Origin of the sequence: Streptomyces sp. R21, from assembly GCF_041051975.1 — a bacterium.
Taxonomy (GTDB): Bacteria; Actinomycetota; Actinomycetes; order Streptomycetales; family Streptomycetaceae; genus Streptomyces.
Map to the genome: position 1 here is coordinate 1,452,763 of NZ_CP163435.1, position 22,498 is coordinate 1,475,260.

21 protein-coding genes and 1 pseudogene are annotated in these 22,498 nt (G+C 70.5%); 13 read left to right on the forward strand and 9 right to left on the reverse strand.

Features of this window, described 5'->3' with window-relative positions:
- The first annotated feature begins 115 nt into the window (after positions 1-115).
- From AB5J56_RS06765 to AB5J56_RS06780, 4 genes are all read left to right on the forward strand, one after another.
- On the forward strand, positions 116-1,000 hold the full coding sequence (locus AB5J56_RS06765; protein WP_369231034.1) for a LysR family transcriptional regulator: 885 nt from the start codon (positions 116-118) through the stop codon (positions 998-1,000).
- Between the two features lie 532 nt (positions 1,001-1,532).
- The gene (locus tag AB5J56_RS06770) at positions 1,533-2,405 is read left to right on the forward strand and encodes a nucleosidase (protein WP_369231036.1); all 873 of its coding nucleotides are present in this window, start codon (positions 1,533-1,535) and stop codon (positions 2,403-2,405) included.
- A 73-nt stretch (positions 2,406-2,478) separates the two neighbouring features.
- Positions 2,479-4,467: a tetratricopeptide repeat protein gene (locus AB5J56_RS06775; RefSeq protein WP_369231038.1), complete on the forward strand. Its 1,989-nt coding sequence runs from the start codon at positions 2,479-2,481 to the stop codon at positions 4,465-4,467.
- Positions 4,468-4,759: 292 nt separating this feature from the next.
- On the forward strand, positions 4,760-5,890 hold the full coding sequence (locus AB5J56_RS06780; protein WP_369231040.1) for an ABC transporter substrate-binding protein: 1,131 nt from the start codon (positions 4,760-4,762) through the stop codon (positions 5,888-5,890).
- A gap of 73 nt (positions 5,891-5,963) precedes the next feature.
- Here AB5J56_RS06780 and AB5J56_RS06785 read toward each other — a convergent pair.
- The 4 genes and pseudogenes from AB5J56_RS06785 to AB5J56_RS06800 form a co-directional block, all read right to left on the reverse strand.
- Positions 5,964-6,380, reverse strand: a pseudogene (locus AB5J56_RS06785) (hypothetical protein); the annotation flags it as partial.
- A 249-nt stretch (positions 6,381-6,629) separates the two neighbouring features.
- Positions 6,630-8,765: a putative bifunctional diguanylate cyclase/phosphodiesterase gene (locus tag AB5J56_RS06790; RefSeq protein WP_369231042.1), complete on the reverse strand. Its 2,136-nt coding sequence runs from the start codon at positions 8,763-8,765 to the stop codon at positions 6,630-6,632.
- A complete protein-coding gene (locus tag AB5J56_RS06795; RefSeq protein ID WP_369231044.1) occupies positions 8,762-9,574 on the reverse strand; it encodes an SAM-dependent methyltransferase in 813 nt (270 codons plus the stop codon). The genes AB5J56_RS06790 and AB5J56_RS06795 overlap by 4 nt, the downstream gene beginning before the upstream one ends.
- Before the next feature lie 415 nt (positions 9,575-9,989).
- The gene (locus tag AB5J56_RS06800; protein WP_369231046.1) at positions 9,990-10,952 is read right to left on the reverse strand and encodes an SCO0930 family lipoprotein; all 963 of its coding nucleotides are present in this window, start codon (positions 10,950-10,952) and stop codon (positions 9,990-9,992) included.
- A gap of 349 nt (positions 10,953-11,301) precedes the next feature.
- Between AB5J56_RS06800 and AB5J56_RS06805 the strand changes: the two genes are divergently transcribed.
- From AB5J56_RS06805 to AB5J56_RS06815, 3 genes are all read left to right on the forward strand, one after another.
- Positions 11,302-11,862, forward strand: coding sequence for a hypothetical protein (locus AB5J56_RS06805; protein ID WP_369231047.1), 561 nt, complete (start codon positions 11,302-11,304; stop codon positions 11,860-11,862).
- 16 nt (positions 11,863-11,878) lie between these two features.
- Positions 11,879-12,643, forward strand: coding sequence for a hypothetical protein (locus AB5J56_RS06810; RefSeq protein ID WP_369231049.1), 765 nt, complete (start codon positions 11,879-11,881; stop codon positions 12,641-12,643).
- Positions 12,644-12,911: 268 nt separating this feature from the next.
- Positions 12,912-13,442 (forward strand): hypothetical protein, encoded by a 531-nt coding sequence (locus tag AB5J56_RS06815; RefSeq protein ID WP_369231051.1) that lies wholly within the window; start codon positions 12,912-12,914, stop codon positions 13,440-13,442.
- A gap of 114 nt (positions 13,443-13,556) precedes the next feature.
- On the opposite strand, the gene AB5J56_RS06820 is transcribed toward AB5J56_RS06815, so the two are convergent.
- Positions 13,557-14,048, reverse strand: a complete 492-nt coding sequence (locus AB5J56_RS06820; RefSeq protein ID WP_369231052.1) for a hypothetical protein — start codon at positions 14,046-14,048, stop codon at positions 13,557-13,559.
- 332 nt (positions 14,049-14,380) lie between these two features.
- Between AB5J56_RS06820 and AB5J56_RS06825 the strand changes: the two genes are divergently transcribed.
- Positions 14,381-15,046, forward strand: coding sequence for a class F sortase (locus AB5J56_RS06825; RefSeq protein ID WP_369231054.1), 666 nt, complete (start codon positions 14,381-14,383; stop codon positions 15,044-15,046).
- Positions 15,047-15,104: 58 nt separating this feature from the next.
- Here AB5J56_RS06825 and AB5J56_RS06830 read toward each other — a convergent pair whose 3' ends face one another.
- Entirely contained in the window at positions 15,105-15,950 is an 846-nt protein-coding gene (locus AB5J56_RS06830; RefSeq protein WP_369231056.1) for a polysaccharide deacetylase family protein, read from the reverse strand.
- Positions 15,951-16,171: 221 nt separating this feature from the next.
- Between AB5J56_RS06830 and AB5J56_RS06835 the strand changes: the two genes are divergently transcribed.
- Positions 16,172-16,636: a universal stress protein gene (locus AB5J56_RS06835; protein ID WP_369231058.1), complete on the forward strand. Its 465-nt coding sequence runs from the start codon at positions 16,172-16,174 to the stop codon at positions 16,634-16,636.
- Between the two features lie 110 nt (positions 16,637-16,746).
- On the opposite strand, the gene AB5J56_RS06840 is transcribed toward AB5J56_RS06835, so the two are convergent.
- Complete coding sequence (locus tag AB5J56_RS06840) at positions 16,747-17,565, reverse strand: alpha/beta fold hydrolase (RefSeq protein WP_369231060.1); 819 nt, start codon at positions 17,563-17,565, stop codon at positions 16,747-16,749.
- 57 nt (positions 17,566-17,622) lie between these two features.
- Here AB5J56_RS06840 and AB5J56_RS06845 point away from each other — a divergent pair, with 57 nt between their 5' ends.
- Positions 17,623-18,096, forward strand: a complete 474-nt coding sequence (locus tag AB5J56_RS06845) for a MarR family winged helix-turn-helix transcriptional regulator (RefSeq protein ID WP_369231062.1) — start codon at positions 17,623-17,625, stop codon at positions 18,094-18,096.
- A gap of 43 nt (positions 18,097-18,139) precedes the next feature.
- Here the strand turns inward: AB5J56_RS06845 and AB5J56_RS06850 are convergent, their stop codons facing one another.
- Entirely contained in the window at positions 18,140-19,324 is a 1,185-nt protein-coding gene (locus AB5J56_RS06850) for a CapA family protein (protein WP_369231064.1), read from the reverse strand.
- A gap of 277 nt (positions 19,325-19,601) precedes the next feature.
- Between AB5J56_RS06850 and AB5J56_RS06855 the strand changes: the two genes are divergently transcribed.
- The 3 genes from AB5J56_RS06855 (at position 19,602) to AB5J56_RS06865 (ending at position 21,784) form a co-directional block, all read left to right on the forward strand.
- Positions 19,602-20,150, forward strand: coding sequence for a sigma-70 family RNA polymerase sigma factor (locus tag AB5J56_RS06855; RefSeq protein ID WP_369242392.1), 549 nt, complete (start codon positions 19,602-19,604; stop codon positions 20,148-20,150).
- Positions 20,151-20,286: 136 nt separating this feature from the next.
- On the forward strand, positions 20,287-20,802 hold the full coding sequence (locus AB5J56_RS06860) for a hypothetical protein (RefSeq protein WP_369231066.1): 516 nt from the start codon (positions 20,287-20,289) through the stop codon (positions 20,800-20,802).
- 319 nt (positions 20,803-21,121) lie between these two features.
- Positions 21,122-21,784, forward strand: coding sequence for an anti-sigma factor (locus AB5J56_RS06865; RefSeq protein ID WP_369231068.1), 663 nt, complete (start codon positions 21,122-21,124; stop codon positions 21,782-21,784).
- 38 nt (positions 21,785-21,822) lie between these two features.
- Here the strand turns inward: AB5J56_RS06865 and AB5J56_RS06870 are convergent, their stop codons facing one another.
- A complete protein-coding gene (locus AB5J56_RS06870) occupies positions 21,823-22,413 on the reverse strand; it encodes a cysteine hydrolase family protein (RefSeq protein WP_369231070.1) in 591 nt (196 codons plus the stop codon).
- Positions 22,414-22,498: the final 85 nt, after the last annotated feature.

Sequence of the window (22,498 nt, forward strand, 5' to 3'; positions counted from 1 at the left end):
TCGTCGGTCCGTCCGCGTTGCCAGAGCCATGTCCCGAAACGCTAGGGCCGAACGGGCCGATCGGTCCAAGACATGGTCCAGCTCGTTTCCATAGGCATGCCCTATCGTGGTTGTCGTGCAGTTCCACCAGCTCCAGTACTTCGTGGCCGTCGCCGAGACCCGGCACTTCACCCGGGCCGCCGATGTGGTCCATGTCGCGCAGCCGTCGCTCTCGCAGCAGATCAAGGCGCTGGAGCGGGAGTTGGGGGCGGATCTGTTCCTGCGGGCGCGCGGCAACATCACGCTGACGGACGCGGGCGAGGCGCTGCTGCCGCTGGCCCGGCGCATCCTGGCCGACGCGGACACGGCCCGTCACGAGGTGCAGGAGCTGGCCCAGCTGCGCAGCGGCCGGGTGCGGCTCGGCGCCACCCCGAGCCTGTGCACGGGCCTGCTCCCGGACGTCCTGCGCGCCTTCCACGACCGCTACCCCGGGATCCGGTTGCTGATCGAGGAGGGGGGCTCGCACGATCTCGTACGGGAGCTCGCGCGCGGCGCCCTCGACCTCGCCCTGGTCGTCCTCCCCCTGCCCACCCCGTCCCCCGCCCTGACCACGGTGGAGCTGCTGCGGGAGGACCTGGTGGTGGTGTCGTCGCCGGACGCGCCCGCGCCGGGCCGGGGGCGGCGCTCCGTGCGGATCTCGGACCTGGAGGGGGCCCGCCTGGTGATGTTCCGGCACGGCTACGACCTGCGCGAACTGACGGTCGCCGCGTGCCGCGCCGAGGGCTTCGAGCCGGACTTCGCGGTCGAGGGCGGCGAGATGGACGCGGTACTGGGCTTCGTCCGCGCGGGCCTGGGCGTGGCCGTCGTGCCGCGCATGGTGGCCACCCGGTCGGGGCGCGGGCTTCGCGTGACACCGCTCGCCGCCCCTGGGCTGTACCGCACGATCGCGCTGGCGCATCGCAGCGATGTGGCGCCGCCGCGGGCGGCGCGGGAGCTGCAGCGGATGCTGCTGGAGGGGTGAGGGGGCCGCCCTCGGTCTCGGTCCGGAAGGGCGGCTCCGAGCCCGGCCCCGGTCGGCCGCGATCAGCCGCGGACGCCGAGAGTCCGCCCAAACCTCTGGCACTCCTTTGAGTGAGCATTTCCATGATGATCGAAAAGATTGTTCCGTTTACATCCGTCGGCGGGGCCGGCCGCCGTGAAGAGGCCGGACAGCAGGGCCATGGCGGACGCCGGCTCCTTCACCTCTCGACAAGGACGACGACGCATGCGCGTGAACACAGGGGCACCTCGGCGAGAGCGAGATCGAGACCGGCGGCAGCGTCTGGACCGAGGCCTTCGCCGACCGCAACGGCCAGGTCGCCCGCGCCTGCGGCGACTCGGGCTACGACACCCCGATCCGCTGCACGGGCTGGTACTAGTCCGGCTACGCCCTGGCCCGCTCCGCGTCGCCCGAGGTCCCGGACACCTCGGGCGACGCCTGGTACGAGGCGAGCAGCAACTGCCCGACGGTGACGTCCCGTTCCAGCGCTCGGCCCCTTCCCCCGGCGTACGTTATGAGTGTGCCGCAGACACAATCGACCGTTCTGGTCCTGACCGCGATCCCGGTCGAATACGCCGCGATGCGCGCGCACGTCAAGAAGCGGAAGGAGTTGGTGCACCGCGACGGCATCCGAGTCGAGACGGGCCAACTGCCCGGCTCTGCCTGGCAGGTTGCCATGGCTGAACTGGGCATGGGCGCCGAGCAGGCCGCCTCCCTCACCACCCAGCTCATCAACTGGCTGAGCCCCGAGGCCGTTCTCTTCGTCGGGGTCGCCGGCAGCCTCAAGCTCGACGTCGGCATCGGCGACGTCGTCGTGGGCACGGCGGTCTACGAGATCCACGGCGGCAAGCAGACACCTGAAGGTTTCCTCGTCCGCCCGAAGTCCCTCCCGAGCTCGCTCAAGCTGGAACAGGCGGCCCGTTCCGCGGTACGGGACATGCCCGAGGTCCAGGCGCACTTCATGCCGATCGCCACGGGGGATGTCGTCCTCGCGGACGCGGAGTCCGAGATCGCCCAGTTCCTCCGCCGGAACTACAACGACGCCGGCGCGATCGAGATGGAGGGCTCCGGGGCGCTCCAAGCGGCCCGCCTGAGCGGCCAGTTGGACGCACTCGTGATCCGGGGCATCAGCGACCGGGCGGATGCCCGCAAGCACAAGGCTGACGCGTCGGGTTCCCAGAAGGGGGCTGCCGAGCGGGCGGTGGCGGTCGCGGTCGCGGTGCTGCACAAGCACCGGCCCCGTGGGAGTTCCTCCGACTCCGAGGAGGGGCCCCATCGGCGGAGGGACAGTGGGGGGACGTACGGCGGAGATCACATCGACTTCAGGGGCGGTACCTTCAACGGCCCCGTCACCGACAGGACCGACAGGACCGACAGGCGACGGTAGAGGCACGACCCACGGGCCGGTGCCACGGGCGAGCGCGACTCTGCCGCCGCGTCCTCTGGGGTTCACCGGGCGGGTGGCGGAGCTGGACCGGCTGTTGCCGCACCTGACGCCGGACAGGGGCGATACGACATCGCTTCCGATTCTCATCTTCGCGGTCACCGGCATGGGCGGGATCGGCAAGACCGCGCTGGCGGTGGAGGCGGCGCATCGGGCGCGGGGCTGGTTCCCCGGTGGGACGCTCTTCGTGGACCTGCGCGGCTACGACGACGACCCGGTGACGGCTGATCAGGCGGTGCTGGCCCTGCTGGATGCGCTCGGCGTACGGAGCCAGGATCTGCCGCCGACGGAGGAGCGCCGGTACGACGTGTACCGCGAGGTCCTCGCCGGGCGGCGGGACCGGATGCTGCTGATCCTGGACAACGCGTCGGACCCGTCCCAGTACCTGCCGCTGCTGCCCGGCACGGATCACCACCGGGTCCTCATCACCTCCCGGGACCGTCCTGACACCCTGCCCATACGCCTCATCGACCTCGCGACCCTCGAACCGGCCGACTCCGCCGCCCTGGTGACGCGCGCCCTGCACGACTCCGACGAACGCGACGAACGCCCGGAGCGCGAACCCGACGCGCTCCGCGAACTGACCGACCGCTGCGGCCACTTGCCGTTGGCCCTCCAGATCGCCGCCGCACTGCTCCGACGGCGTCGGCATCGCAGCATCGCCTCCCTGGTCGCCGAGATCGAGCAGGCCGGGGACCCGACACTCGTCCTCGACAACGGCAGACAGAGCACGGACCAGTACGGCCGGTCACTCGTCCTGCGACCGGTCCTGGAGGTGTCGTACCGCCGCCTCTCCCCCGAGCAGGCCCGACTGCTGCGCCTGCTCGCGCTGGCTCCCGGTGCCGACACCGGCACCGAGGCGGTGGCGGCTCTGGCCAACCTGGATCCCGATACGGCGGTGGGTCTCCTGGAGGACCTGGCCGCCGTTGGTCTGCTGTCGGCCACGATGGTGACGACGGTTGCCCGGTGGCGACTGCACGACCTGGTGCGCGCGTTCGGCGCGGGTCTGGTGGCGTCGGACGCGGCCCTCCGGGAGGAGGGGGAAGCCGCGCGTGAAAGGCTGTTGGGGTTCTACTGCGACCGCGCGCAGGAGGCGGACGCCCACATCCGCAGGCACCTGAACGGTGACGCCCGTCCCGCGCACTTCGCGACGCTCGTGGATGCGCTGACCTGGCTGGACCAGGAACGGGTCGGCCTGACAGCCGTGGTTCCGTGGGCGAGCGCCGGACGCACTCCGTCGTTGGCCGTCCGTCTGGCATTGCACTTGATGGACTACAGCCTGAACTGGCGTCGTTATTTCGACGACTGGATCATCATCAGCGGTGCCGCCCATGAGGCCGCGGGCCGGCTCGGTGACCGTGTCGCCGAGGCCAAGATCTTGAACAGTCTCGGCTTTGCTCTGCGGGAGCGGAAGCGGGTGCCGGACGGTCTGGACGCACACATCCGCGCTCGCGAGCTTTACGAGACGACCGACGATCCCCACGGTGTAGCGAGCGCCTGGCACAACATCGGACAGGCGCGGAGGAATCTCGGCCAGACGTCGCAGGCCGCGGAGGCATTGTCCCTCGCACGCGACCTGCACCAGGCATCCGGGTACGTCGTAGGTGAGGCTTCGGCATTGATAAGCCTCGGTGTCCTGTGGCAGGAGACAGGCGAGCTGGCCGAGGCCATCGAGGCGTGCACCCGGGCACGCGATCTATTTCATGCCGACGGTGACCTAGCCGGCGAGGCTCTTGCATGGTCCAACCTCGGCTGGGCCCTGCACAAGGCGTCTCGGACGCGGGAAGGGATCAGCGCGAGTACCACGGGTCACCGCATGTTCCGGGAGATAGGTGACTGGACCGATGCCGCATGGGCCTCGCTCGATCTCGCCCGCATGCATCAAGCCCTCGACGACCCAGCCGAAGCCAGGAGTCGGTACCTTCAGGCCGCCGACGCCTACACCCGTGCCAACCTTCCCGCCAAAGCCGCCGAAGCCCAATCCGCCGCGGACGCGTTGACCTGACCGCACCCCGTCACCGCCGTCATCTTCAGGGCAGGAATTCACAGAACGGGCCGTCGGCGCGAAGTCGCGAGAAGACAGCGTCACGTCCCTGCCCTTGAGGTAGGCCAGCCCCTGATCTCTGGAAGCGTGGCCACCACCGGGCTCCTTCAGGCGCGTCGAGCCAATACCTGTTTACTGGAACCTATGTTCGATACGTAGAGTGATCAAGGGGTGGGTGTCCGCGCTCCCGGTGACGTTCACTCCGTGATCCGGGCCAACTCCAACCAAACCGCCACTCGGGAGACGCCAACGCATGAGTACGCCACAGCCGCCGCAGCCGCCCCAGCCGCCGCCGGGCGCGGAGCGGACCGACGGATCGGCCGTCCGGATCGGCGCTCTCGTTCCGCTGACTCGGCCTGGCTGGGTCGAGGCAGGCCAACACCTGCTCGCGGGGCTCGAGTTGGCCGTTCGCGACGTCAATGACGGCGGCGGGATCGCCGGAAGACCGCTTGAGCTGGTGGTCCGCGACACCGCCGCTGATCCGCAGAGGGCCGCGGCGGCCGTGGACGAATTGGCTCGCCTCGGCGTGGCCGCCCTGGCCGGGGAGTATCACAGCGTCGTCGCTCGCGCCGCTGCCGCCAGGGCCGACGCTCTCGGCCTGCCGTTCCTCTGCTCGTCGGCGGTTCTCGACGCGCTCACGCAACAGCCGACGGAATGGGTCGCGCGCCTCTCCCCGCCGCAGTCCCGCGGCTGGCAGGTCTACGCGGACTTCCTTCTCGGCGCGGGCCACAGCCGCATCGCCGTAGCAGCCCAGCCGACTGTCTACTGGGCATCCGGAACCCGCATTCTGCGGGACCACCTCGCTCCGCGCGGCGGCACCGTCATCGAACTCGACATGAGCGCGCTCACCCCCTCGGCCCTCTGCGACGAACTCGCCGACAACCGCGCGACAGCCCTCCTGCTTCTGGTCGGCCACCCGGAACCGGCCGTGCCGATCGTCAAGGCCGTCCGCCACGACCAGCGCCTCGCCGAGATCATGATCGGTGCTCCGGCCGGGCAACCGGAGTTCACCGAATGGGCGACACTGCTGGGCGCCGACAGCACCGCGATCCCGTTCCTGCGCTACCTGCCCGAGCGCCTCGGCCCACTCGGCACACGAGTCGAGAAGGCCCTCGGTGAGCGGCTGACCGAAGCGCCCTCCTTCGTCGCCTTCGAGGGCTACGACACGGTCACCGTCCTCGCCGGCGTACTGCGTTCCCACGGCACGGACCGGGCCCGCACCGCCGCATCCTGGCCGCACGTCACCGTCGAAGGCACCCGCGGGCGGATCCAGTTCTCCCGCACGCCAGGCATCAGCGTGTGGCAATGGGCTCAGCCGCCCATCCAGGTCGTCGACCGGGACCCGGCAAAACCCGATCGCTTCCGGATCCTCCATATCGGCTGACAGAGCACGAGGTCCGGTCGTTTCCGGGACGGACTGCAGCGCGGCCTGGATCGCGGGAAGGGGTGCCGCACGGTCAGCGCTCCGGTGTACGGGACCCTCTCGCGGACCGCGTGTTCAGCCATGCGTCGAATGCGCGGAAGTCCGCCTCCGTGAGGCCCACGGTGGGGTCGACGCGGTGGAGCAGGGCTTGACCCGAGTGATGCCCGGACACCCAGCCCCGGTCGGCCCCGGTGATCTCGTCGTCGACCCAGATGAACGGGCGGCCCGCTGCCCACTCGACGAGCGTTCGGGTTTTCCAGTGCAGTCCGTTGCGCTCCGGCTGTTCGTCCTCGTCAAGGTGGTCGGGCCAGACCACCACGGCCGACTCGGGCAGACCGATCCGCGGGGCGATGCTCTCGTTCGCGTCGGCCATCCATGTCGTGGCCCAGACCAGCTCGCACGCCAGGGTCGTCAGCCGGGGCCCCTGCTCGGGGTTGATCCTCTCCAGGACACGCCGCGGAACCGGTCACGACCGCACGATACCGGCCTCGCGGACGAACCGGAATCGGTCGCAGATCGCACGAGGCCGCCGCCGTACACGAGCAGTCCCGCGCGAGCTCACCGGAGGGTCCAGGCCGCCCGCCCCGCACCTCCCCGTGCCACGCCGCCCGTGCCAAGGCGACCGACGAGCGACACGGACGGCTCGGGCGACCGACGAGCGGCGCCGGGCCGGCCCAACAGCCGTCCCGGCGCCGCCGGTTCACGCCGTCGCGTCCACCAGTGCCAGCTCGTGCAGCCGCTCCGGCGGGCCCGGGCGGGCGTAGTACCAGCCCTGGGCCGTGTCGCAGCCCAGTATCCGCAGCTGCTCCGCCTGGGCGCCCGTCTCCACGCCCTCCACCGTGACCGCCAGGTCCAGGCTGTGGGCGAGCGAAACGATCCCCTCGACGATCTTGAGGTCGACGGGGTCCGCCGGGAACTGCTGCATGCCCTGGGTGAAGGAGCGGTCCAGCTTGAGGATGCTGACCGGCAGGCGCCGCAGGTTGGCGAGATTGGAGTAGCCCGTGCCGAAGTCGTCGAGAGCGATGTCGACGCCCATCTCGGCGAGGCGCCGCAGCGGTTTGAGCAGGTCGTCGTCGGCGCCGATCAGCGCGGACTCGGTGACCTCCAGGCAGAGCGCCTCCGCCCCGAGGCCGGCCCGCTCCAGGATGTCGACCGTGTCCTGGACCAAGCCGGGGTGGGACAACTGGCATGGCGACAGGTTGACGTTGATGCGCAACGAGCCCGCGTCGGTGTGCCGTTCCTGCCACTCACGGGCCTGGCGCACCGACTGCTCCAGGACCCAGCGGCCGAGCGGAACGATCAGTCCGGTGTGCTCGGCGAGCGGGATGAAGCGGTCCGGGCCCAGCACGCCGTGCTGCGGGTGCAGCCAGCGCACCAGAGCCTCGGCGCCCCGCACGCTGCCGTCGCCGAGGTGCACCAGCGGCTGGTACTCGATGAAGAACTCGCCCCGGTCCAGGGCCGCCGGGAGCTGGGTGGTGAGGCCGTGCCGGGTGATGGCGCGGGCGTCGGCCTCCGGGTCGGCGAGCTCGAAGCGGTTGCCGCCCGCGGACTTGGCCCGGTACATCGTGATGTCGGCGCTGCGCAGCACCTCTGCTGGCCCGCGCTCCCCGGCCGGGCCCTCGACGATGCCGATGCTGCCGCGCACGGTCAGTTCCCGGCCGTCGATGCTGATCGGGGTGACGAGCGCGTTCATGATGCGCCCGGCGAGCTCGTCGACCTCGCGCTCGGTGTCGGTTCCGGTGGTCAGCGCAACGAACTCGTCGCCGCCGAGCCGGGCGACCATCTCGCCGGGGGCGGTCGCGCAGGACTGCAGCCGGTCGGCGACCTCGACGAGCAGCCGGTCGCCGGCCGCGTGGCCGAGACTGTCGTTGATCGTCTTGAAGCCGTCGAGGTCGAGGTAGCACAGGCCGAAGCGCTGGCCCTCGCTCGCGGACAGCGCCTTGTCCAGGCGCTCGAAGAAGAGGGTCCGGTTGGGCAGGCCGGTGAGCGCGTCGTGCGTGGCCTCGTAGCGCAGCCGCAGATTGAGCAGCCGGCGCTCGGTGGTGTCCTCCATCAGCGCCAGCTGGTACTGGGGCTGGCCGTCCGCGTCGCGCAGCAGAGACACCGTCAGGTTGGTCCACAGCACGGTGCCGTCGGGGCGGTAGAACGCCTTCTCGACGTGGTAGTGCTCGCGGTCGCCGCGCACCAACTCCTCGTACAGGCGCCAGACTTGGGGTGCGTCGTCGGGGTGCGTCCACTCCTGGACCCGGCGGCCGCGCACCGACTGCTCGGACCCGCCGAACATGCGCAGCAGCGCGCCGTTGACCTGGAGGATGTTCCCGTCGAGGTCGGCGATGCCGATCCCTATGGCCGCGCCCTCGAACACCGCGCGGAAGCGGGCCTCGCTGGCGTGCAGCGCCTCGGCCACCGCACTGCGGGCGTTCAACGCGGCCCGGGAGATGGCCTCTTGCTCGGAGAGCGTCCGCTCCCGCAGCGCCTTGGCGAACCCGGCGGCCATGGCGTGCTGGAGCCGCGCCGAGCGGGTGCGCAACGCCTCCTGGGGGCCGTCGTCGCCGCAGTAGAGCACCAGGTAGGCGTCGACGCAGTCGAGGGAGCGACTGAGCGCCTCCGGGTCGGTGCAGTGCGCCGTGATGAGCGCGGCGCCGACCGCCTGCCCCTCAGCCGCCTCGAAGACCCTCGCCCGCAGCGCGTCGCTCAACCGCCGGGCGAGCGGCACGAGTTGCAGCTCGAACTCCGGCCGGGTCAGCGACGTGGAGGTGACGGGATAGACCGCCCGGCTCCAGATCGTCGCGAACCTGCGCAGTCTGTCCTCCGGTCCGTCCGGCTCGGCGGTCACGCCGTGCGCCCCACGCCGGCGAACCCGGAGAAGGAATAGGGATCCTCGTCCTCGGGTGCCGTGTCGGGCCGCCACTTCGGCATCGGCACCAGTCCCGGTTCCACCATGTCGTACCCCTCGAAGAACCGCGCGATCTCCTCGCGCGAGCGCATGATCAGCGGGTTGCGAATGTTCTTGTACACGTCGACCGTGCCCTCGGCCTGCTCCTGCGGGAGCGGGATTCCCTCGTACGAGGCATGCGTGACGACGAGCAGGCTGCCCGGCGCGAGCGCGTCGCGCAGCTCGGCCACCGCCTTGTACGGGTCGTCCGCGTCCTCCACGAAGTGAAGTATGGCAACGAGAAGGAGGGCAACCGGCCGGTTCAGGTCGATCAGTCGCTGAACCTGGGGGTTCGAAAGGATCTCCTGGGGCTTGAGGAGATCCGCGGCGAGCACGTCCGCGTTCTCGTTGCCCTCCAGGACCGCCTCGCTGTGGGCGACGGCCACCGGGTCGTGGTCGACGTACATGACGCGTGCGCCGGGGCATGCGCTCTGGGCGATCTCATGGACATTGCCGAAGGTGGGAATGCCCGAACCGATGTCCAGGAACTGGGTGATGCCCTCATCGGCCGCGAAGCGCACGGCCCGGCGCATGAACGCCCGGTTCGCCTGCATGATCTTGGGGAGTCCCGGCATGAACTCCATCGCCCTGCGGGCCGCCTCGCGGTCGACCTCGAAATTGTGCGAACCGCCCAGGTAGTAGTCGTAGATGCGGGACACGCTCGGCACCGAGATGTCGATGCTCCGGGGGGCCCAGGCGGGACGCTCCATCTATTTCTCCACGGCGTAGGGGGCATATAAGCGATCCAGTGTTCGAGCTGAGGCTACTGATCGCCCGCCAAAGGAGCGAGCCAAAACGGAAATTGACCGTCCGTTCCCGGTCACTGCCTCCGGCAATTGCCGAGCGGGCGCCCCGTGAACGCCCCCCGAACACGCTCCCCATGCGCCCCACGAAATCGCTGCGAAGCACGCCAAAAGGCCCAGCGCGAGCCGGTGGGGAAAACCGTGCGCCGGGCGCACGGAAACGCCCAGCGGTCCGCCCCCTCCGTGCGGTGCGGAGGGGGCGGACCCGGGTCGTACGCGCTGCTTTGTTCGTCCGGCACACGTGTCTGGCTTCGTCCCCTCCTTCCACGTTCCGTTGCCGTTGTCCTGCGAGTGAGGCGATCAACCCTGGGGAGGTGATCCGCTACTTCTTCGGCGCGCCGACCGGCTTTCCGTCGGGGGCGACGGCGTACCAGGTGCCGCCGACGCCCTGACCGTTGGTGTCTCCGGCGGCCTTGTCACCGGAGAAGGTGTAGATGGGCCAGCAGTTGACGGTCATCTGCTTGGCGCCGTCCGGGCGGGTGAAGCCCATCAGGCCCTTCTTCTGGACGCCCTTGGTGTCGCTGGCGTCGACGGGCGCGACGACCGGCCACTTCTCCAGGCAGGCTCCGGTGCAGTTCGACACCGGCTTCGGCCAGGCCTCGTCCTTCATGAAGCGGTAGACCGTCATGCCGTTCTTGTCGACGATGATCTCGCCGAGCTTCGGGTCGTTGCGGGTGGACAGACCCGGCAGGTCGGCCTCCAGGGCCGCCTTCTTGCCGTTGGGGGCGGACGCGAACCAAGTGCCGCCCACACCCTGGCCGTTGGTGTCACCGGCCTTGGTGTCCTTGGCGTACCGGTACATCGGCCAGCCGTCAATCGTCAGCTGCTTGCTTCCGTCCGCACGGGTGACCTCACCAAGGGCCGCCTTGTCCACGCCGGCGGCGGCGGTGGCACCGTCGGCGGGCACCGGCGGCCAGGCCGTCGCACAGTCGCCGTCACAGTTCGACTTCGGCGGCTCGGCAGTGTCCTTGTCGAAGCGGTAGAGGGTCATCCCGGCACTGTCGGTGACGACCTTCCCCAGCTTCACGTTCTCGGCAACGGCGAGCGCGCCGGCCGCCGCCGACTGGGCCGCGCCCTGCTCGTCCTTGGAATCGGCGCCGTAGCCATTGCCCGCGCCCGCACCGACCGTGGGGCTGGCCGTGGAGCCGTAACCGTCGGCCGCCGCCGCGGCGCCCACGTTCTGGCTGCCTGTCGAAGGAGTGCTTTCCTGACCGCACGCCGTCGTCAACGCCAGCACGGCCGCAGCTGTCGCCACGAGTGAGGCGCTCCGCCAGGAGGTCTTCATGGATAACTCCCGCTGTCTGCTTAGGTGTTGCAGCGCCCTACTGCGCCGCGCATGGCCCTAGGTACGGGCGGGAGTGGCGGAAGTGTTCAACCGGCCCGCAAATTTCTTTCCGAACCCTGTGACTCAGCCGTCGCCGCGACCACTGACGGAGCCGTCGCCCGGCCGCCACGGTTCGCACACCTGAGCCCATTCGTGGACGCCTGCACGCCCGCCGCGTCAAACCCGTCGAGGGCCCGCGTCCTCCATTCGGGGGCAATACCGCGTCACTACGGCGCACGCCGGTGGCGCACCACTCATGATCTTCGTCGTGCATGCACCCGAAACGACCCGATCCGCCCTACTCATAAGGGTGTTGACGGTACTGACCCTCACCTGGCTCCTCGGTGGCGCGCCCGGCGGTACGGCGGTCGCCGACGCCTGCGCGTCCGCGTCCGTGGGCCCCGGCGGCGACGGCACCGGCGCGGTGGCCGTGGCGGGCGACGGCTGCCCGAGCCCGCCGCCCACGCCCTGCCCCACGCCGAAACCCACGCCCACGCCCACGCCGACCCCGAGCCCCACCCCGAAACCGCCGCCGAAGCCGAAGCCGACCCCGACACCCACACCGAAACCCACACCGAAACCCAAGCCCCCACCTCCCCCGCCGCCCGCGCCGACACCACGGCCCGCCACCACGGCGCCGCGCCCGGCACCGGCCGTCGTCCCCACACCGACACCACCGCCGAGACCGACACCGACACCGAAGGCCCCTCCCCGAGCGGGCCCCGAGCCGTCGTCACCCTCGGTGAGCTATCCGCCGTACCGCCCCTCGGCGCACCGGCACACGCCCCCCAGTGGACCGTCCTTGGTCTCGCTCACCCTGCTTCTCACCGTGCCCGCGGTGTTCGCCGTCGCGGCGCTGCGCCCGCGCTGACTCCTGGAGACATCCCTTGTCGGATTGGCTTGTTCTCGCCCTCGCGATGGCGGCGGCGTGCGCCGTCGTGCTCATCGTGACCCTGGTACGCCACCGCTCGGCCCCCGAGGACGAGGATCCGTCCGAGACCCCGGACGTGATCGAGTACATCACCATGATGATCGGCGTGGTGTACGCCATCGTCCTCGGCCTGGCCATCGCGGGTGTCTGGGAGGCCCGCAGCGGCGCCCAGGACCATGTGCAGGCGGAGGCGCAGGCACTGCACGAGGTCTCGGAGCGGGTCCGCGTCTACCCGCCCGACGTGCGCGACCGCATCCGCGACGACGTCAACACGTATGTCAGCCACGTCGTCACCACCGAGTGGAAGACCATGGCGGACGACGGCCATGTCACCGCCACCGGCGGCCGGCTCTTCGACCGCATCCGTCAGGACGTCACCGACTACCAGCCGAAGTCGGACTTCGAGGCCCAGGCCTACCAGCCGCTCGTCGACCAGGTGACCGCGGCCGATGCCGCCCGCAACGCCCGCGCCGACTCGACCGGGGCGACCATGCCCGGCGTGGTGTGGTTCGGGCTCATCACCGGCGCCGTGGTCACGGTGGGCATGATCTTCGCCCTGCAGATCCGGCGCACTACACGCGAGCTGATCCTCGCCGGCCTCTTCTCCGCCCTGATCGCCTTCCTGCTCTTCCTGATCTGGGACTTCGACGCCCCCTACAGCCGGGGCATCACGGCGTCGGCGGAGCCGTTCACGGCTCTGTTCCCGCATCTGCACGGGTGACGGACCCTCACCAGGGTTCCCCCGGCGCGGGGCTTCTTCGAGGCACGGCCTCGCGGTAGGCCGGTTCCGCGGGGGACGGACGGCACACCGCGTCCGTCCCCCGTGTGCACGTACGCCTTCCCCTGAGCGGCCCACACGGTTGCCCCATTCGCGCGACAGCGATCGCGCGCCCGCGCGCCCTTTCCTAGCGTTTCGATCATCGAGGTGCATTTCTGGCGCAAGCGGAAAAGGTCCGCGGCAAGGCTCCTCGGGGACCCGGAGGCTCACCATGCGCGCGATACGCGTCGCTTCGGCCGCACTGCTGGGCGTGACCGCCCTGACCTTCACCGCACCCGCGGCCGTCGCCAGCGACGGCGGCAACAACAACATCACGTCGTTCGGCTTCAGCGTGCAGCCCTCGACCATCGCCGCGGGCGGCAGAGTCACGCTCAACGTGGACGGCTGCGGAACCGACGCCAAGGTCTCCTCTGGGGTCTTCGACACCGTGACCATCCCCAAGGGGCAGCCCTCGGCGACGGCCATGGTCGACTGGGACGCCAAGCCCGGTGCCCTGTACGAGGTCACGTTCCAGTGCGGCAGCGAGAGCGGCCACACCGACCTCACCATCGCCACCGGGCGCCCGGTCAACCCGACGCCCGTGCCCGTCGTCCCGCCCGTTCAGCGGGGCGTCCGCGCCGGTGTCGGCGGCAGCATCGCCGGCTTCGACCTCAAGGAGATCGGCATCGGAGCCGCGCTCATCCTCGGATCCGTCGGCGCGGCGTGGCATCTGTCGCGCCGCCGCACCGCCGACGACTCCTGACGGCACACCGCACAGCCCTTCGCCCCGGACCCTCTCGGGAGGGTCCGGGGCGAAGGGCTGTCACGTGCGGTCTCCGAGGAGGCCAGGGGTCCGACCGCGCGGCCGGACGGGGGGTCAGATCCGCTTCTCGGACCTGCGGCGCATCCAGAACACCCCGCCCCCGACGACGGCCGCGGCGACGAGCCCGCCGCCGATCGCCATGTCGGTCGGCGTCGCGCCGGTGGAGCTGCTGCCGCCGAGACCGCCGCGGACACCGCCGATGACGGTGAAGGCGGCCGGGCGGGTCAGGGACCGGTTCTCGCCGCACTTGGCCGTGATGTCGTACGAGCCCGGGCTGGCGTTGCTGTCGATGGTGACCTTCGCGCTGGACGTGTTGCCGCTGACGTGGGTCAGCGCCGTCGTGGGGAAGACCGACGAGGAGACCGTGCTGCCGGCCATCGTGCAGGACGAACCGTCCACCGTGATGGTCAGCTGCCCGCCCCGGGCGATGACGCTGGGCAGGGCGACGATGTTGCTAGGGCTGTCCCACGCCGAGGCCGCTGGGGCGGCGAGCCCCACCACGGCGACCGCGGCGGCAGAGACCGCCAGGGCACGAGTTGTACGCATGTGATCCTCCGCGGAAGACGCCCCGGGAACCGTCCCCGGTCGATCGGCGAGAAAGCGCCTCCCAGACAGACCCTCAGATGCCGTGCACAGGGCCGCATTTCGAGAATGGTCCGTACCGGTGAGAAGACACGCCGAGAGAATTCCGCACAATCGGATATTGCCGCAGGTCACGGACCGTCAGAAAAAACCTGTCGGCGCCAACTCGGATGGCTCACGGCACGGGTGCTCCACCACCCGTTCGCCCGCGACCCGTCGCCCGCCCGGCGTGCTGCCCTTAGCGTTCTCATATGCGCGACGGACGCGGCGACGGCCGCGTCGAGAGGGGATTGCGAATGTCTGCGTCCGAGCTGGCCGAAGAGGAGGAGCGGCAGAAGAAGCGCGCTCCTTGGGGCGTGATAGCGCTTGTTCTGCTGACCGGCCTCGCTCTCATCCGGAATGGCTCCGGAGAGTTCGACGTGGGTCCGCCGCAGCCCGCTTCCGCGGCGGCGGCTGACAGCCGCGCGACGGCCCACGGCACTTTCACCAAGGCGCCGGACCCCTTGCCGTACGCCGTGGTCGACCGGGTCAGGATTCCGGCGATCCGGGTGGACGCGCCGGCCATGCCGGTGGGACTCGACGCGGACGGGTGGGTCGGCGCGCCACCGCCGGAGGACCCCAATCTCGCGGGTTGGTTCACCGGAGCGGTCTCGCCCGGCGAGAAGGGCACGGCGGTGATCGTGGGCCACGTGGACAACAAGCAGGGCCCCGCCGTCTTCTACGGACTCGGGGCACTGAAAAAGGGCAACCGCATCGAGGTGCAGCGCAAGGACGGAAAGACCGCCGCATTCGAGATCTACGGCATCGAGGTCTTCGCGAAGAACAACTTCCCCGGCGACCGCGTGTACGGCAACAAGGGAACTCCCGAATTGCGCGTCATCACCTGCGGTGGCGGTTTCTCCAAGCAGAACGGCTACGACGGAAACGTCGTCGTGTTCGCCCGCCTGGTCGAGGTTCGCTGAGCGTTCCACGGCCGGGCGGGCGAAAGCCCTTCAAAGGGGCCCGGGTGATTCGAACGGCCTACGTGGACCTCCGGCGCGGCACAGTGATGTGGTAGCCCGAGTCCAGCAGTTGCGGCAGATAGTCGCGCAGCGCCCGGACGCTCTGCGAGCGGTCGCCGCCCGCGTCGTGCGAGAGGACCACCACACCCGGGGCCGCGCCGCCCTCGACCCGGTCGACGATCGTGCGGGCGCCCGGCGTCGTCCAGTCCAGCGTGTCCACCGTCCAGGCCAGCGGCTCCATGCCAAGCTCGGCGCCGATCTGGAAGGTCGCCCGGTTCCAGGCGCCGTAGGGCGCACGGAACCAGACGGGCGGCTCCCCGTAGGCGTCGTCGATGACCTCGCTGGTGCGCGCGATCTCGGAGTGGATCGCGGAGCGCGTCAGCCGGGTCAGCAGCGGATGGGTCCAGGTGTGGTTGCCGACGATGTGCCCGTCGTCGGACATCTCCCGCAGCAGATCCTTGTTGTCGACGGCCATCTCCCCGCACACGAAGAACATCGCGCGCACGTCGTACTCGCGCAGGGTGGCCAGGATGTGCGGCGTGTAGCGCGGGTCGGGGCCGTCGTCGAAGGTCAGCACCATACTGCGGCCGCGCCCGGACATCCGCAGGAACGGCTCGTGACGGACGAGCGTGCGCGCGGGTGTGCTGTGCGGGGGGCCGTATCCGGCGATCGGCTGGAGGCGGTAGGCGGAGGGCTTCAGGGGGCGGCGCGCCTGTGGGCCCGCGGCCGCGGCGGCGTGACGCACCGGTTTCGCGGCAGGTTCGGCGGTGAGGACGCGGGCCGTGCCCGCTGCCCCGGCCGCCCCCAGGACGGCGGCACCGGCGATCAACGCCCGGCGCCGCGTGAGCAGCTGATCCTTTTTCATGACTCATCAGTCACCTGGTAGAGGGGCGGCGCCCCTCAGCGACACCGGTGCGGACCTACGAAAGCACCCGAAGGAACCAGTTCGGCGACCGACGCACCAGCGGCGAGGGCAATGTTTCCGCCACGACGCGCCCGCCGACGGGCGCCCGTCCGGTCGGCCGTGATCGCCCGGCGGGATCCCGTGTGGCTGCGGGACCTGGGGCTTCGGATAGCCTCGCAGCCGTGACGGAACAGCAGCACTCGCATCAGTTCGAGCGGGGCACGGACGGCCCCAAGGTGATCGTCGTCGGCGTCGACGGCTCCGATTCCTCGCTTCGCGCGGCGGCCTACGCCGGAGGCCTGGCCCGACGTCAGCACGCGCTGCTCGCCGTGGTGTACGTCCAGCCGGTGATGGCGACGGGAGCGGCCCTCGGGGCGCCGGTCGCCGAGACGACCGACGAGATCGCCGAGGACCTCATCGCGCAGATCCGGGACGCCACCGAGCGCGTCAAGGGCATATTCGACGTGCGCTGGGAGTTCCACACCTTCCGCGGCGACCCCTACAACGGCCTGGTCAAGGCAGCGGACGAGCTGAAGGCGGACGCGGTCGTGGTGGGCGCGTCGGAGCAGGCCGGCCACCGGATCGTCGGTTCTGTCGCGGTCCGGCTGGTGAAGGCGGGGCGCTGGCCGGTGACGGTGGTGCCGTAGCCCCGGCATGGTTCGCGAAGACGGCACCCGACGCGGCAGGTGCCGCGTCGGGTGTCGCCTCCCCCCCCTACGTACACGAGGCCGGCCAGGAGGTCGGCGCTCGCCGGTCGTCAGAGCGAACCGAGGAAGTCCGCGAGGATCGCGTTGAACTGCTCGGGCTTCTCCAGGTTGGGGAAGTGCGAGGTGCCCTCGACGATCACGGAGCGGCCGTTCTGGACGGTGCGGGCGAAGCGTTCCGCGTCGGCGATCAGGTCGGGCGAGTCGAGGGCGCCGTTGACGGTGAGCACCGGGACGTCGATCTTCGGTACGCGGGGCCAGGTGTCGGTCATGGGGACGTGCCAGTTGTGCTCCCCCGGCGTGTGCTTGGCGATGGTGTGCAGGGCCATCTCGGTCACGCGCTCCAGGATGGCCGGGTCGACCTCGGCGGTCGTGCGGTGCACGCCCGCGACGGACCTGCGGAACACCTTCAGCCAGCCCTCGATGTCGCCGGCTTGCAGGGTTTTGGCGGACTCGGCCAGGAATTCCGCGGAGCGCGGGTCCGTGTAGTGGAAGTCGCTGGCCGAGGCCCCGCTGAGGACGATCCCCCGGACCAGCTCCGGGTACTCGATCGCGGTGTCGCTCGCGACGGCCCCGCCCATCGACACCCCGACCAGCACCGCGGGACCGGCGTCGAGATGGCGCAGCAGGACGGCGAGGTCATCGGCCCAGCGGAAGGGCTCGCTCGCGTTGGCGGACCAGCCATGGCCGCGGATGTCGACCGCGACGACGCGGTAACCGGCCTCTTCGAGGGCCGGTATCTGGCCCTCGAAGAGGCGATGGTCGACGTAACCGGAGTGGAGCAGGACCACGAGGTCGCCCGTACCGGTGTCGCGGTAGGCGAGATCGCCGTCGGTGGACGTGAAATAGCTCAGTTCCGAAGCAACCTTCATGACAACCAAGGTGTCATCCTCAGGCAATTTTGGCAACCGAGGTGTCATGATGACCGGGTGAACGACACCGCCGAACCACTGCCCCCCGACGAACTCGGCGACCGCGTCTCCGAGGTGTTCGACCTGATCGGCGCGCTCTACCGGCGCGGCCTGCGCAAGCTGGAGCAGGGCGAACAGGCCGAGGGAGTCTCCGTCGGCGTGCGCTCGGTCCTGGTTCTGCTGCGCAGGTACGGGGCCATGACGGTGCCTCAGATGGGCCGGATCATGGCGCTGACCCGGCAGTTCGTGCAGCGCATGGTCAACGACGCGGTGGCCGGGGGCTGGGCGGAGATCACACCCAACCCCGCGCACCAGCGGTCCTCGCTGATCCGGATCACCAGCGAGGGCGAGACGGTCATCGACACGATCCTCGCGCGCGAGCACGCTCTGAACCGGCAGGTCGGGGGCGATCTGACCGATGCCGAGCTCCGGGCGTGCACGCGCGTGCTGAAGGAGATGCTGCGCACCTTCGACCACGTGGACGTGGACTGACCCCGCGTCGCCCCCTTGCCGACCCTGCCACCCTGGCCCCGCGTCACTCCCCCATACGGAGCCCGTCCTTCGCCGCGCCCCGGCCGAGGACGACGTCCCGGATGCGGTCGCGCACGCCGCTCAGGTCGGCGCCCCGCGCGATCGCCCGGTTGAGGTTGACCACCCGCCCGGAGTCGAGGTCGAACATCTGCGGGATGAACTCGGCCTTCTTGACCTCCCAGCGGGCGCCAGGGTGCGCGGGCGGGGCGAAGGTGAAGCGGCCGATGGTGCTCTGGTTGCCGCGCGGGTCCTGGGCACCGTCGTAGTTGAACATCTCGCCGGCGATCTGGTCGCCCATGCCGTAGATGACCCAGGTGCCGTTGACCTTCTCGTACGCCTGCGGGATGTGGGCGTGGGTGCCGAGGATCAGATCGACGTCGGGCCGGCCGGCGGTGCGGGAGGCGGTGAGCTCCTTGCCCAGGTTCAGCTGCTGCTCATCGGGATCGTCCTGCCATTCGGTGCCCCAGTGCAGTGATACGACGACCACGTCGGCGCCGGCCTTCCGGGCGGCCCGGGCGTCCGCGACGATCCGGTCCCGGTCGATCAGGTTGACGGCCCAGGGCTGGCCCTCGGGGAGCGGGAAGCCGTTCGTGTCGTAGGTGTACGCGAGGTGCGCGACCTTGGCGCCACCGGCCCGCAGGACGGTCGCACCGCCCGCCTCGGCCGCCGTACGGGCCGATCCGGCGTGCCGTACACCCACGCGGTCGAGCGCGTCGAGGGTGCGGTGGATGCCGGCGGCGCCGTCGTCGAGGGTGTGGTTGGAGGCGGTGGAGCAGCCGTCGTAACCGGTGGCGGCGAGGGCCGCTGCGACCTGGGGCGGGGACTTGAAGGTGGGGTAGCCGGTGTAGTCGCCGTGCGCGCCGTAGACCGTCTCCATGTGACAGATCGCCAGATCGGCGCCGGACACCACCGGTTTCACGCCGGCCAGCATCGGCCGGAAGTCGTACCCGTCGCCGCCCGCGTCGGTGTTCGCCCGCTCGATGATCGAGGTGTGCGGCAGGACGTCACCGGAGGCGACGAGGGTGAAGCCGCGAGCCTCGACGGGGGAGGCGGGGTGGCCGGTGCGCCGGTGCCGGTCGGGTGGGTCCTGGCCCTGGCAGCCCGTGGTGGCCGCCAGGGCCGTGATGAGGAGGGCCGACAGGGCCGACAGAGTCGTCTTCGTCTGTCGCCGCGTCAAGGTGGTCGTCATGGTCGCCCCGTCGTGGTCGCGTTTCTCGTATTTGATTACTTTCATCACTGTTGAACACGAATCCACAGGGACGCGCGGGCGGGAGTCAAGGAGCGACACCGGCGGCTCGCCCGTCCGGCGCCCGGGGACGGCCCGTCAGGGCGAACGACGAGGCGGAATGTGCGGCACCGGTCCCGGCGGACCGTTCGTCGTACCGTTCATCGACGGGTTCGACCGTCCGCCGCACACCCGTGTCCGCGCCCTGTCCCGGCCGATCGCACTGCGGTGGCATACGCCCATGACGGCCGGAACCACCACCATCACGAACGGGACGACCGCCGAGCACGAGCTGGCCGCGTTGCAGCGCGAGCACGGCCGGCCGCTCTTCGCGCTGCTCCTACGGCTCTGCGACGGCGACCGGCAGCGTGCCGAGGATCTGCTCCAGGAGACGTTCGTACGCGCCTGGCAGCACCCCGAGGCGCTGCGCGCCGATGCCTTCGACTCCGTACGCCCCTGGCTGCTCACCGTCGGACGGCGGCTCGCGATCGACGCGCGGCGGGCCCGCCAGGCGCGTCCCGCCGAGGTCGGGGACGCGGTATTGGAGAGCGCGCGGGTCTGCGCCGATCACGCCGAGCGCTCCGCGGCGACGCTCGACGTGCGCGAGGCTGTGAAGACACTCACTCCGGAGCACCGTGAAGTCCTGGTGCAGGTGTATTTCCAGGGGGCGAGTGTGGCGGAGGCCGCCGCGGCGCTCGGGATTCCGCCCGGTACGGTGAAGTCTCGCGCGTACTACGCGCTGCGCGCCCTGCGCCGGGTTCTTCCGGGATATGCGGCCGACCTGCGGTGAAACCGAAGGCTGAGTCAAACCTCCGTAAAGCGCCTGCAGCGGACCATGGTTGAGTAATCCGCTTGTCCTCATCCGTGTTCCGGACTGAGGGCCCGGGGTCGGGCTGCGCGCACGCACCGGAGGAAGGCAGGAAGGGATGCTTCACAGAGAACACGAGGGCACGGACGGCACCGGCGACGGTGAACTGGCTGTTCCCATGGCGTGGTTGTACGCCGAGTACATCGCCGACGAGCTGCTGCGGACGGGCGACCTGATGCCGCCCACGTCCTTCGAGTTCCGCGCCGGGCGCGACGCCCTGGCGCTGACCATCTTCCTTTCCGACAGCGGCGGAGAACTCTCCGGCATCCGCGTGGTCACACAGCTGGAGACCTGGCTGTCGCTGACGGCGTACGACCAGCCCTGGCAGGACTGGGTCCGCGAGCGCATGGCCCACCTCGCGGCCGAGGCGCTCGAATCCGACGACCCGGCCCCGAACCTGGAGCTGGCGTCGGCGGCCTGGCGCTGGCTGGAGGAGACCGAGCTGCTCGCCCCGGACCTGGACGCGGTGCCCGGCGGCGGTCCGGTCGTGGGCGAGGACGACGGGCCGAAGGTGTGGACGCCGGCCTGGCAGCTGGGCCTGCCGCTGGGGCATCTGGCGATCCACCTCTTCTGAATCAAATCCCCCGCCGAGTCCGTTCCGGCGTCCTTCCGGCTTCCCCCCCAGCTCCCTTCTGGCTTGCTGCCGGCTCCCTGCCGGCTTCCCCCTGGCATCCTTCCGGCTTCCTCCCGCCCCGGACGCCCGGCCGATGCCCCGACCCCCCACCTCCGGCGAATTTTCCCGAGCCGGGACCAATCCGCGGGCCTTCCCGCTCCGAATGTCCTTGTCGCGATTCCGAACGGGTCTTGAGTGATTCGACGGTCTGGTGCGTACCGGTGGGCAACAGCAGCATCACCCCCACCCCGCACCATCGCCACAAGGATTCGGTATCGGTATGAGGTCCCTGGAACGGCATCGTGACGTCGGCGCCTACGCGCTGGGCGTGCTGGACGAGGCGGAGGCTTTCCGCTTCGAGGACCACCTCATGGAGTGCGCCAGCTGCACGGCGCACGTCACCGAGTTCCGGCCCGCCGCCCGGCAGCTCATGCTGTACCGGCGCGCGACGCCGCGCTCCGTGCACCCCTTCGCCGCCCCCGGCCCCCGCTTCCAGGACCGGCTGCTCGGCGAGGTGGCCAACCGCCACCGGGCCGGGCGCCGGCGGTGGCTCTACGCGGTGGCCGCCGCCGTGGTCATCGCCGCGGGCGGGCCTGCGATCGCGATGGTGACCTCGCACGGCTCCTCGCCGGCCCAGGTCGCCGCCACCGAGGCCGCGACCGACTCCGCCACCGGCGTGTGGGCCCAGGTCTCGGCCGAGGACCGGACCTGGGGCAGCCAGATCGACGTACAGGTCAAGGACGCGGGCGGCCCGCACGCCTGCATCCTCGTCGCCGTCGGCAAGGACGGCTCCGAGCAGACGGTGACGAGCTGGATGGTGCCCCCGCACGACGGCGACGCCACCCGTACGCAGGGCGGCTCCGCGATGCGCCTGAAGGACATCAGCAAGTTCGAGGTACGCACGATGGACGGCAAGCACCTGGTGACGATCAAGGCGTCCTGATGGTCCTGACGTTCCAGCGCGGTTCCTCGGTGCGGCCGTCAGTTCAGTGACGCGGCGGACGGGACGACGACTCCGTACAGGTCGCCGATCGTCGCCAGTGCGCCGTGGTGCACCTGTTCGGCGGACACCTCGGCAACTGCCGTTCGCAGAGCCCGCGTTGCGCTGGCGTCGGCGACGACGGTGGGCCGGTTACCGCGCAGGAACGCGCCCTGGGCGGTGAACGCCACACACATGTGCGTCATGAAGCCGGCGATCACGACATCCTTGTTCCCGGCGGCGTCCACGAGGTCGGCGAGCTCGGTGTCGAGGAAGGCGTTGGGCAGCGTCTTGACGACGACGGCCTCGCCGCCGACGGGGGCGACCTTCGGGTGGATCCGGCCGATCTCGGCCCTGATGTCGTACGGGGTGCCCTCGCCGCCGTCGTTGATGACGTGGATGACCTCGGCGCCCGCTTCCCTGGCCAGGGCGAGCAGCCCGGCACCCGCGTCGAGAGCGCCCTGCCACCCGTCGAGTTCCATCACTCCCTGGGTGTAGGTGTTCTGGTAGTCGATCAGGATCAGCGTCGCGGACGCGAGGGACGCCGGCGCCGGGTCGAAGCCGTTGAGTTCCCGCAGAGTGGTCGAAGGCATGGCTGTACCTCGTGGTGGGTGGAGGGAAGTCGGTCACCGAGCGGCGACACGTCCTACGCTACGAACCCGCTCCGCATGGCGGCAA